The following is an 11,452-nucleotide window of genomic DNA, read 5'->3' on the forward strand; positions in this document are numbered from 1 at the left end:
CATTGTTGTCAAACCGGTTGCACCATAGCGGCTCGGTACGCCTCAATTCCTTGAATCAACCGCTCCGCTGCAAAGCGCCGGTCCGATTCAAAGGAGATGAACAAGAGATCATCGTATCCAGGGTCGCGTTTCTGAGATGTGCCGTCGGGCAAGGACTTCCCGATCGTGTGATGCAAATGCTCGAATATCACGTCAGGGAGATAGACGATTCGGTCATACCCGCGCCGGCGCAGCCGCCGAAAGATGTCGTGCAGATGCGCGTCGATGTGTAAATTGCGATAGCTCAGAGGACAAATCTTGCCCAGCACCTGGCAGCACCGTCGCGATAGGATTGGAAAAGTGGGGACCGTCGCCGCCTGATCCTGATCATTGCCATACACGAGCGCGATGCCGTCCGGAAATTTTTCGAACGCTTCGTGCACGCGCCGATCCCATCCCGGCGTCCTGAACTGAACGTCGTCGTTCAGCAGCATCACGTAGCGCCCGTGGCTGGCCTCAAAACACGCGTTGGTCATGCGGCCCATCGGCGTGCCGGGCTTTCCGATGATCGTCGACGTATGGAATCGATCCCACACCAAGCCCCGGCTCTCGTGGTCGTCTTCGTCCATGAACAGCACGACTTCAATGTCAGCGGAATTGCTCACCGTCTGCCGGATGCTCTCGAACAAGCGCAAAACGGAAGAAAGACGACCACGAGTTGGAAGGAGCAGTGAGAGCGACACCTGCGACATGCTTACAATGATCGCCTAGACAAACGCCGTACATGTGCCAGGTGAAACTAATGATGTCAAGGACAATCTCAACAACGTCTGAAGCATCAACGGCTCTCTAGCTGGCGTAGCTCTTGTTGATCATCCGAGGGTAGCTCGACGCTTCGCATCCAACAGCCATGAGCAACCAAAACACGTAAGCGAGGCTCCCCGCAAACATATAGTCAAAGGCATTTCGAACGGCAAAGCCGACCACCAGTGCGATCATCGCGAGCAGGAAATAAGACTGCTCTTTGCCGAGCTTGTTTCTGCCCTCGATAAACGCTCTGACAGTTGCGCCAAACAGCCACAGCAGCAGCACAACCGCCGGCACCCCGCTCCCCATCCCGACCATCAAGAAGGTGCTATGCGGACCGTTTGCCTTTTCGGTTTCGGGGTAGCCGGCGAAGCGCATCATGAAAGTGTTGGCTCCGTACCCGATGCCGGTGACAGGATGAGCCAGAATTTCGTTCACCTGCAATTTCCACACGGCCATCCGGGCGCCCAGCGTCCACGGATCGGCGGTCTGCTGCTGATACCCTAAACGAGTCGAGATGACGAGCACCAGAACGACCGACACGAATGCGGCTGCGAGTAAGAGAAGCACCCGTCGACTGGCGGTCACGATGGCCACCGTCACGCCCTCCGCCGCCATCCCGAGCCACCCGGCCCGCGTGTATGCTGCTAACTGGGTGACGATCGCGAGACCGGTCGCCAGAACGAGCATGATCCGCTTGGAGACATCCGCAGCAGACAGACACGCGGCGATGAGGAGTGGGATCGCGATTACCATGTAGGTCGTGAGCCAGTTGTAATCGGAGTTCGGGGCGCCGGCTCGCACGATCCGATCTTGCCATGTTCCTCCGCGTGCGACGAAATCTTGGAGCGCGACCAGACACAAGACCACCGTCCCGATCGCGATGGCCAGATAGATCTCCTTGACCAATTTCGTTTCGTCCTGATGCCGCGCCACGAGCACAGCCCAGTAGAAGACGAGCGCCTGCACGACCAATTTTCTCCACTCACCAAAGCTGTACCAGGGGTCGATGGCAAAGGGAGTGGTGATCAAGACCCAGATAAGAAAGGCCACGAGGGGCCGATTGATGGGCGTGTGGATGCGAAGCGCGCCGCCAGTCCTCCAGATTACGAACAGGGCCGCGGCGAACAACAAGAAGAACAGTTTTTCCTGCTTGTGAAAGAGGGAGGGGAAAAAGCTCGTCACGATGAGAACGAGCAAGCCGATTCGTTGGATATGCCAAAACGCCGGCACTGAGGCCCAGGCCCACGCCAACGGGCGGCGCTCCTTGACCTCAGCTTGCGACACGTCCAAAGTGTGCACGACTTGCGTCTACAATACCTAGAACTGCGCCAGCCAACTGCCGACGCCACTCTCAACGATTGAAAAGAAAAGCACGACTGGAAGGTGTACTTGTATCCCTGACCGGAGAAACCGTGGCATGCTTATAGCATGACGCTAGGCCCCGTTCAATAAGAATTCTAGGTTATGCCGTGAGTTCGAAATCCTCTGTGACAGTCGTCATCCCCGCCTTCAACGGCGCCACCCGATATCTCGATGCCGCAATCGAGAGCGTCTTGGCCCAAACGCGCCATCCCGATGAAGTGATCGTAGTCGATGACGCGTCGGCCGACAACACGCAATCAGTGGTCGAGCGGTACAGGTCGGTTCAGTATCTGCGCCGAACGGCCAACGGCGGACAAGCCGCCGCTCGTAACGACGGCGCGCGTGCCGCGAAAGGGGAGTTCATCGCATTCCTCGATCAGGATGATCTGTGGGAGCCGACGTTCCTCGAAGAGACACTTGCCGTGTTGACCCCGAATCCTGATGCCGCTGTTGCGCATGCCGACGGTTATCAGGTCAGCGAAGACAATGGCATCCTGCACTACGATGCGGCGATGAAAGCGACGTTCAGCATTACCCAACTGCTTCGCGGGAATCATGACGTCGCAACGTCCGGCTCGCTCTTTCGAAAGCGATGTTTCGATGACGTCGGCGGCTACGATGAACAGTTGAGGATTTGGGAGGACATCGACCTGGCCATTCGGCTCTATCAGCGTTTTCCGATTATCCATTTGCCGAAGCCGCTCTATCGACATCGGCTCTACGGACGCAATGTGTCACGCGATATTCCATCTGAACGTGCCTTGCTCGGACGCCGACGGTTTCTCGACAAACACGCCTCGTCCTGTCCACCGAGGACTTCGGCGGCGAAGGCGCTAGCGCGCGACTGGGCAACCTATTACGCCGACTGCGGCAAGTACTCTCTATCTCAGGGGCGTACCCAAGAGGCCAGGAAGGCCTTCTGGCAAGCGCTCCGCTACCGCCCGTTTGATCGAAAGACGATGCTGCGATTGCTTCGGTCGTATCTGATCAGCCGATAACCAATTCAGCTCTCCCGGAAATCTTCTTGTCCGTGTTATTGGGTTGGTCACTGTTGCTTTGGCTTCGAACGATGGAACAGCTCCGCCGCAATGAATGCCGCCATGAGTCGATGGCCCTCCTCGCCGAGATGCGTGTCATCCCGCCACCACAGCAGCTTGCCCGACTCTTCAAACAACGCCACCGTATTCCTCACAAAGTACGGTTTCATGTCGAGGCATCGTAACGCCGCACGCCCGCACGCGCTCAAGACTGCCTGCGCAAAGCCGGATGATCGTTCGTCCTCCTCGTTCGGCGCCCGCCCATCGAGGAGCCATCGGTACACTTCACCCTTCGTGGGCAAGATCAGGACCGCAACCATCAGGTGGCGAGCGTCGACCAACTTGCGCATCGCGACGAACGTGCGTTCCAGCTTTGGAAAGTTGGGATGCTGTTCGACCTCGGACCTCGATTTGGTGTTCCAGATTTCCTGCGTCTGCGAGAACAGGATGGGGAGCCCGTTGGGTAACGATTTGATGAGGACGTTCGCTGGCATGGCCGCCGAGAACATTCGGGCACGAAGATTTTCTGCTAGGCGATTGAGCGGCGACCGATTGCGAAACGTCCGATACTTGACTTGCCATTGACCCAACGGCGACTTCCACGGTAGTGCATCGATCTCCCACACGCTTCCGGCGGCATCGTCCAGGTCGTTCCCCGTGTAGATCGCCACACGATCATGGCTTCTGCCGAAAAGGTGAGCCGGCGCCCTTCGATGGCAAAATTGACGCAGCCCACGGTGAGGGACAGCAGCAGGTTTTGGAGGATGGGTGCACCGCCTTTGAACAGAAACCACAGGATCGGAAGGAGGACAATGACTTCGACCCAGCCGTTCTTCAGTACACCTTCGGCATAAAGGCTCACCGTCGCAAGGGCCGCGGCGAGGGCAAGCGGAAGCCGGCGCAGGACCGGCAGCATGGCCTCTTGCTCGAGCCTTAACACGGCTCGTTCATACAGTGTCCGGTGCGCTCGAATCTTTGGCTCAATCGTGGCTCCTTGCCGAGGACTTCACGAGTCAGAAACTCGGCCAAGATTGCATGCCCATGCTCATTCAAATGTGTATCGTCCCGCCACCACAGCAACTCGCCTTCGGCTGCCCACAGACGCCGAGCGGCGTCGTGGAGAACAGGTTTTGCGTCAAAGCACGGCACACCCGCGCGATCACAGAGCAAGAGGACAGCCTCCGCAAAGCCTGATCCGCGCACGGGGTGATCAGGTGGAGTACCTGGATTGAGAATCCAAGGATACACCTCTCCTTTGGTCGGAAGTACGACAATTGATAGCCCGACGCCGCTCCTGTCCGCCAATTGCTTGAGGGCATCCAGGGTGCGAACGAACTTGGGGAAGTTGGGATGTTGACGCACCTCCGCCGCCGGTCGGCGCGGCCACTCTTCCTGTACTTTGAGAAACAGCATGGGGCCGCCGTCCGGCAAGGCTCTCCTCACGACATTCTCCGCCATACTGTGTTGTCGCTTCAGCCGCCAGGTGAGATGGTCGAAGAGTTGATGCAAGGGTGAACGCCCCCGAAAGGTCTTGTAGCGCACTCGCCACGCATTGAATCCGGACCGCCACGGTAATTCTTCGAGACGCCATGTCTCACCGTACTCATCGTCCAAATCGTTGCCGGTGTAGAGCAGCCACATGAGCCGGGCGCCGGGCGCGAAGACCAGTCGCGGCGACTCGATGGCGAAGTTCAGGTATTGTTGCCAGGGGCCGCAGGCCGGAAACGAGAGATTGTAGGTCGCAAGCCCGGTCCGCGCTTGCAAGACCTCCGACACGACCTTGTCCTGCGTGACACCTCCGCCGGCGCCAAACGAATCTCCCAAGAGGAGGAAATGAACCGGATCCGGCACGGTTCGATTCCGAAATCCGGCCGAATCGGTGATGAATGTGATCTCGTGCATGTCCCGCAAGCTCGGATCACCGGTCATTGCTGCCAGATCGCCATACGTCGGTCCCGTAAATTGAACATTGGGGTCCCAGCGACCAAGTAACGGCAGCTCCGGTAGGCGATGGGTGAAGAGATTCATGGGCGACTGTAACGTCGGCCCGAGCACCGGCCGCAGAGCCAGATCCGATACGGTGACGGTGAGGCACACGGCGGTTACGATCAGAAGAGTGTGCTCGAGCAAGCGGTTGCCGCGAGCCGTGAGCAGAAACCACACCACCGGTGCTAACAAAAGGACTTCAATCCACCCGTTGACCAAGACGCCTTCGGCATAGAGGGAAGCGGTGCTCAGTCCAGCAAGGGCCGCGAGGCCGCATCGAGCTTTGACTGATCTCATGATGTGCGAACGGGAAAGATATGGGAGAGTGGCGATATCCGGTCCATTCGGTTAGGAGTGACCATGCAATTGCGAATCGGTTAGATAGCTCCGAAGCAGTGGAAGGATAGAATCGGCAGCCAAGCGATGCCCTGTCCTCGTCCAGTGAATATCATTTTCGAAGTACAAGGCTGAAGGATCGGGATAGCCTTGAAACGCCGGCAAGAGATCGATCACGAAGACATCGTGCTCAGAGGCCCCTTGGCGGAGAAGCCGCTGCGGCTTTTCAAAATCGTAGCCTCCTCGTTCGCCCTGCACCGCGCGTAGCAAGTCCTCCTGAAGAACCGGATCGACCTGTTCCTGAGCGGGAAGCAGTACGAGCACCAGGCTAACGCCGCGCATCTTCAGAAATTGATGCATGGCGTTCAACGTTTCTTGCGTCCGACTCCAGTGAAATTGAAACAGCGCCGACTCTTCGTTGCGATAGATTTCGCTTCGATCATCAATGTCCCTGAGGTAGGCGTGATACGAGCGGAACGGCACCCATTCCCGTGCCGGATCGATCGGCTCACCGAACACTTTGGACCAGCCAATCCCGCCCCCAACCTTTATTAAATAATTCAGGCTGTGATAGAGGTACCAGCGATCCGGCGAGAACGTGTCGTGCAGCCAATTTCCGGTGACGTGCACATAATAGCTTTGTCCCGCCACGACGATCGGCCGCTCAAGATATGTCTCCCGCCGCTTCATAATGTCGTTCCCGACAAATAGATTCACCATCACGATGTCCGGGTCGAGCGTGATGCCGTACATTTTCAACAAATGAAACTCTTCAGCGGGGGCCCATCCGGGCACTCCGAGATTGATGACTTCGGCCGGGCGGCCGAGATCCGTCAATCCTTGCTCCTGAAGAGTCACGAAATTGTCGTCATAACTGACGCCGCCCTCATAGGTAAATGAATCGCCGAGCGCGAGGATGCGCAGGCTCCCTTCCGCTTTGGTTGAGTTCCGCTCGCGGTCTCGAAATCCTTGAGAATTGGTGAACCGAACCGAACCAGGCATCGGGACGTGCGGCTTGAGCCGTGCAGGAGTGTCGGAATGTGCAAAGAGGCCCGCTCTGGCGAGATATGGATCGACGAGCCTGACGACGACTTCTCCCACCATGACAAAAATCAAAATATTCACTACAACGACCTTGGCCGCCGAATACCCTCGTCCATTTGTAAGCGTGGCAAGATGGCGCGGAGATACTAAGAATCCAATGCCCCACATAAGGCCGGTTGACATGCCGAGAAGGACCTTGTCGATGTGATGACTGTGATAAGGCAACGGATAGTAGATGCCCCAGAATAGGAAAGCCAGGCTTGTCCAGAAGATGATCCATCCGGGCGACCAGCCGACCACACGCTCCAGATAAGCGGAGGCCCCTCGCATCAGTCGCCTTGCTGCGATGCTGAAAACAACGCCGATCAGGACACTGAGAGCCAACACAACGAGAAGCTTTGAAATGCGGGGTGGATCGGCCAACCGTGAAGCGGGACGCGCCGCCAACACGAACATGCCGATATCGCATGCCATGAATAAGGCAACGACCGTTACGATGGCGCAAACGACAGTCAGCATGCGAACGGAAGTGCTGACACGATTGGAAGTGAGCGAGATGGCCTCTGCATCGACCGGTACAGTTTGCTTCATGTCAGGCGTCTTTTCCAATCGCCCCGCGGGCCGTGGCATATGACCGTATCAGGCGGGAAAGACAGCGCCAGGCGGTCTTCGGGCTTCGGGCTTCCGTAAGGCTCAATCGGAACCCTTGCAGCAGCTGGGCTCTTCCTTCTGCGACGCGTCCCCGGCTGAGAGATTCCTTGCCGAGATCCGACCAATACAGCGCCTCTTCGCGCGTGAGATAGCGTCGCTTCTCGCGGTCATTCCCGAAGCGTTGCATGAGCGTGCGGAGCAAAATGGCGCGGTGTGCCAATGCGATGTGTGCCGGCTTGGCGCCAAGATTTCTGTGAAAGGTCAATGGCTCGGGGATATTGGCAATTTCAGAGTGCGCCGCGATCCGCGTCCACAATTCGTGATCATCGAGGCCGGCCGAGTGAAACCGCTCGTCAAATCCTCCGACGGCGTCGAACACGCTTTTTCGCACCATGGCCGACGACGGCGTGGGCACGTACCCCTGCACGAACAAACGCGCAAACGTCTCGCCGGGATTGTACCCCTTGCCCGTGATGCCCATCGGCCGACCCCCGCGATCGATGTGCGCCACATCCGTGATCACCATGCCCACATCCGGGCGTTGCTGCAACACGCGAACCTGCTTCTCCAGCTTCGTGGGATGCCACAGATCGTCATGGTCCAGCAGCGCGATGTATCTCCCGACCGATTCCGCGATGCCCCGGTTCCGTGCCGCGGCGACACCCCGATTGGATTGTGTGACGTACCGGACCGTCGTGCCGTATCCCCGGACAACATCAGCCGATCCATCCGTAGACCCGTCGTCGATGACGATCAATTCATAGCCCGTCCACGTTTGCTTCAACACGCTGTCAATCGTCTCGGCTATGACGCCGCACGCATTGTAGAGCGGGATCACGACGCTGACGGTGGGAATCATGCAAGAAGTGTCGGCCGTCATGTTCCGTAAGGCGGTAGCGTGAGCAGCGCGTGTGATCGATCCGATTGTCGCTGGAGGAGCGACCTCAAAAGGTCTTGAAGCGTCCGCACAATGCGTGCAAAGCCGAGCGCCAAAGGCCCGAACATGGTGAACAGGACGATCAATTTCGCAACCCGCGGCCGATCGGCAAGCGTCGTGGCCGAGCGCGCGGTGAGAACGAATCCCGCGATCTCGATCATCGCCAGGACGAGCACGACGGCCAAATCGAGACCCGCCATTATCGTGGAAGATACGACCGTGTCAAACGGAGCGCAGATCGAAGAATCATTTTCATGTTGACGCGATATTGAAAGGCCAGGCGCAATGCCTCCAAGATCCGCTGCCGCCCGGCTTCCCGCTCACCGGTACGAATCAAGTGCTGCCCCAGGTTGGATAACAGTGCGGCGCGCGCTCCTGCAAGAACACGACGTTTGGTCGGATCGTGGTGATACCGTTCCCACAAGCGGCTCAGATAGAGTTCCTCGTTTCGCCGAGCATGATCTCTGGGAATTCTCGTACCGTGGTCCCGATACAGCACGAGTGTTTCCGGAACGTATCCCAGTTGGGTACAGTCCGCGACGCGCGACATCCATTCCATGTCCTGAAGGCCGGCAGCGACAAATCCTTCGTCAAAGCCTCCCGCTTTCATGAACACGTCGCGCCGAATCATGACGGCCGAACACATAATGACGTAGCCCTTCTGAAACAAACGCACGAATGGCTCACGCGTATCGACCCCGCGCAAAAATTTGTCCAACTTCTGCCCGGCCTCAGAGACGTATTGCATATCGCAATTCACGAAGCCACACGCAGGATGCTCATTGAGATACTCGATCTGTCGTTCCAATTTCGTCGGCAGCCAGACATCATCGTTGTCGAGAAACGCAATCAGCTCGCCGTTCGAGAGCGCGACCCCGCGATTCGTGACGACCGATACGCCGGCATTCGTCTGATGCATATACCGGACGGCGGGGCCAAAGCGCTGCACGATCGCCGCCGACCCATCTGTCGAGCCGTCGTCGACCACGATGATCTCGTAGTCGCGATAGGTTTGGCGCAGGACGCTTTCGATCGCCTCGCCGATATGCTGCTCGCAGTTGTACAGCGGGATGACGACGCTGACGCGGGGTGAGCCGGTCATCACTCTTGCTCCTCAATCCGCCTCGCCGTCACAATTTCACTGCTTCCAACACCACGTCCATTTCGATGCAGACGTTCCACAGATAGCGCCGCGCGCGCTTTTGAAAATGGCGAGGGAGGAACGTGAAGGGCTTTCGCATCTTGTACTCGATCGAGAGCGTCCGAAAATGGCATTTGAGATCGTAGTAATTTGGATATTCGAAATACTTGAACGTGTCGTCGGTGATAAACCGGACGTGAGTCGGATCGACAAACGCCTCTCGCGATGTGTAGTAGGGGGTTTTGATATAGATCTTGGCGCCGAGACGGCACACGCGATACAGGTCTTCCATGAACCCGTTCAAGTTGTGTACGTGCTCAATGGTGTGAATGATGAACGCACCATCGATGCTTGCAGCCCGAAACGGCAATCCCTCATCCACGTTGCAGACCACATCCACACCCTTCACGGAACGCCGATCCACGCCGATCGTGCCCGGCTGCTTCTGCTCGCCACACCCGATGTCGAGCATGATGCCCATGGACTAGATGTTCCCTCCCAGCTTCATCTGATCCACCACATACTCAGCAAATGGGAGCGACGACGTGAAGGCCGGCGACACCGCGTTCAGCACGTGCGTGGAGCGAGGGCCGGGTTCGATCACGAAGTCGTTCAGCAGTTCGGCCATCCGGGTATCGACCAACTGCGCCCGGATGCCCGGCTCCTTGCCCGGCAGCAGATCTCCCTTCTGGAGTCCGACACCGAGAGCGTCGGCTTCGCGAAAGAAGCCGGCAGGCGACATCTTGGTGAGTTCTTTCCATGCCAGTGAGCGGAAGTGATCCCGATTTCTGGTGAACAGCCGTACCATGAACGCGGCCATCGTCAGACTATCGGAAAGTGTCGCGCCGGCCAACCCACGATACTGCTCGCGCCCGAGCAACGGCAGAGCCGAGGGGCCGACCGTTACGACCCCATCCGGCCGTCTGGTGTAATGCACGCCGAGGAACGGGTTCCGCAGATCGGGAACCGGATAGATGTTGCCGCGGACCTGCACCCGCGAGTCGGGCCGCAAGCGAAAGAACTGCCCGCGAAACGGCAGGATGCGGTAGTGGCGGCCGACGCCGAATGCATGCGCGATCCGATCGGCGAACAGCCCCGCGGCATTAATCAGATGCCCGTATCGAATCGCGCCGGTGGTCGTCTCAATGCCGTCCTCGCCTGTCACGCCGGTCCAGACGCACCCGTACCGAATCTCCACGCCCTCCCGTTCCGCATCCGCCACCATCGCGGCCATCACCCGCTGCGGATCGACCACCGCCGTGTCTTTGACGAACAACGCCTGCTGGACGGTTTTCGCACACGGCTCGATGTCTTTCAGCGCTCGCTCATCGACCAGTTCGACATTGACCCCGTTCCCGGTCGCCCGTGTGTACAGATCCTGAAGCGGGCCAAGATCGGCCGCCGTTCGCGCCACGATGACCTTGCCGTACTCGTTCAGCGGGATCCCGCGCTCGCGGCAATAGGCCCGCAAACGGCGATTGCCTTCCACGCACAGCTTGGCCTTCAGCGTGCCCGGCTTATAGTACACACCGGCATGCAGCACGCCGCTGTTCCGGCCGCTGGCATGCAGACCGGCCGTCCGCTCTTTCTCGATCACCACAACACGGCCGCCATGTCGATGCTTGAGCACACGCGCGATCGCGAGACCGATCACGCCCGCCCCGATGATGAGGGCATCGCACGTTGTCGTTTGCCTGGTCATAGTCGGTGGAGGCGGGGCTTAAACGCTTCTATATGGTTCACTACGGCGATGACCGAGCAGGATGTTCAAAAAGGCCGTCCAATTCACCCGCCCGCCCAAGGCGCTTATCTCACCGACCCAACCCCGAGCCGCCAAGACGGCTCTTTCCCGTTGGACGCGCCCCTTCCCGGCCAAGGCCGCAGCGAGGCGCACGGCGTCACGGATAAGTGACGCCACGTTTGTGCGCACCGGCGAGATGGTGAGCCGGCCGTGTCTTGAGGTGAGGCGTATTCATTTTCACCCGCCCACCCCGAGCCCGCCAAGACAGGCTCTTGTCCCGGGCGGTACGTTGAGGCGTTGAGCGATGCGAAGTGCGCGAGGCGAGGAATAACTCCCTCACGTTTGCGCACAGGCGCGAGATGGTGAGCGCCCAGGTGGAAGCTGGCGGCCTTTTTCAACATCCTGCTAGTGTCCTGTCTCTGAAGTGC

The 11,452-nt window shown here is 58.5% G+C and carries 12 protein-coding genes; 1 reads left to right on the forward strand and 11 read right to left on the reverse strand.

The annotated features are described in order from the left end of the window. Positions 1-8: 8 nt before the first annotated feature. Both AC1U7K_RS04965 and AC1U7K_RS04970 read right to left on the reverse strand, forming a co-directional pair. Positions 9-644 (reverse strand): glycosyltransferase family protein, encoded by a 636-nt coding sequence (locus AC1U7K_RS04965; RefSeq protein WP_480249734.1) that lies wholly within the window; start codon positions 642-644, stop codon positions 9-11. 184 nt (positions 645-828) lie between these two features. Beyond that, positions 829-2,040, reverse strand: coding sequence for an O-antigen ligase family protein (locus AC1U7K_RS04970; protein WP_480249735.1), 1,212 nt, complete (start codon positions 2,038-2,040; stop codon positions 829-831). Between the two features lie 218 nt (positions 2,041-2,258). Between AC1U7K_RS04970 and AC1U7K_RS04975 the strand changes: the two genes are divergently transcribed. Further along, positions 2,259-3,149: a glycosyltransferase family 2 protein gene (locus tag AC1U7K_RS04975; RefSeq protein ID WP_480249736.1), complete on the forward strand. Its 891-nt coding sequence runs from the start codon at positions 2,259-2,261 to the stop codon at positions 3,147-3,149. Positions 3,150-3,196: 47 nt separating this feature from the next. Here the strand turns inward: AC1U7K_RS04975 and AC1U7K_RS04980 are convergent, their stop codons facing one another. Genes AC1U7K_RS04980 through lhgO form a run of 9 tightly spaced genes read right to left on the reverse strand, consistent with a single transcriptional unit; the run spans position 3,197 to position 10,985 of the window. Beyond that, positions 3,197-3,682, reverse strand: a complete 486-nt coding sequence (locus AC1U7K_RS04980) for an alginate O-acetyltransferase AlgX-related protein (RefSeq protein WP_480249737.1) — start codon at positions 3,680-3,682, stop codon at positions 3,197-3,199. A 35-nt stretch (positions 3,683-3,717) separates the two neighbouring features. Next, on the reverse strand, positions 3,718-4,128 hold the full coding sequence (locus AC1U7K_RS04985; RefSeq protein WP_480249738.1) for a hypothetical protein: 411 nt from the start codon (positions 4,126-4,128) through the stop codon (positions 3,718-3,720). Then, the gene (locus AC1U7K_RS04990; protein WP_480249739.1) at positions 4,122-5,471 is read right to left on the reverse strand and encodes an alginate O-acetyltransferase AlgX-related protein; all 1,350 of its coding nucleotides are present in this window, start codon (positions 5,469-5,471) and stop codon (positions 4,122-4,124) included. The genes AC1U7K_RS04985 and AC1U7K_RS04990 overlap by 7 nt, the downstream gene beginning before the upstream one ends. A 51-nt stretch (positions 5,472-5,522) precedes the next feature. Beyond that, a complete protein-coding gene (locus tag AC1U7K_RS04995; protein WP_480249740.1) occupies positions 5,523-7,145 on the reverse strand; it encodes an SGNH/GDSL hydrolase family protein in 1,623 nt (540 codons plus the stop codon). Between the two features lies 1 nt (position 7,146). Then, positions 7,147-8,064, reverse strand: a complete 918-nt coding sequence (locus AC1U7K_RS05000; protein ID WP_480249741.1) for a glycosyltransferase family 2 protein — start codon at positions 8,062-8,064, stop codon at positions 7,147-7,149. Between the two features lie 17 nt (positions 8,065-8,081). After that, entirely contained in the window at positions 8,082-8,342 is a 261-nt protein-coding gene (locus tag AC1U7K_RS05005) for a hypothetical protein (protein ID WP_480249742.1), read from the reverse strand. Continuing rightward, positions 8,342-9,244 (reverse strand): glycosyltransferase family 2 protein, encoded by a 903-nt coding sequence (locus AC1U7K_RS05010; RefSeq protein WP_480249744.1) that lies wholly within the window; start codon positions 9,242-9,244, stop codon positions 8,342-8,344. Before AC1U7K_RS05010 ends, AC1U7K_RS05005 begins: the two co-directional genes overlap by 1 nt. 28 nt (positions 9,245-9,272) lie before the next feature. Next, the gene (locus AC1U7K_RS05015) at positions 9,273-9,764 is read right to left on the reverse strand and encodes a class I SAM-dependent methyltransferase (RefSeq protein WP_480249746.1); all 492 of its coding nucleotides are present in this window, start codon (positions 9,762-9,764) and stop codon (positions 9,273-9,275) included. A gap of 3 nt (positions 9,765-9,767) precedes the next feature. Further along, complete coding sequence (lhgO, locus tag AC1U7K_RS05020) at positions 9,768-10,985, reverse strand: L-2-hydroxyglutarate oxidase (RefSeq protein WP_480249747.1); 1,218 nt, start codon at positions 10,983-10,985, stop codon at positions 9,768-9,770. Positions 10,986-11,452: the final 467 nt, after the last annotated feature.

Source organism: Nitrospira sp. Vd2, from assembly GCF_979581665.1.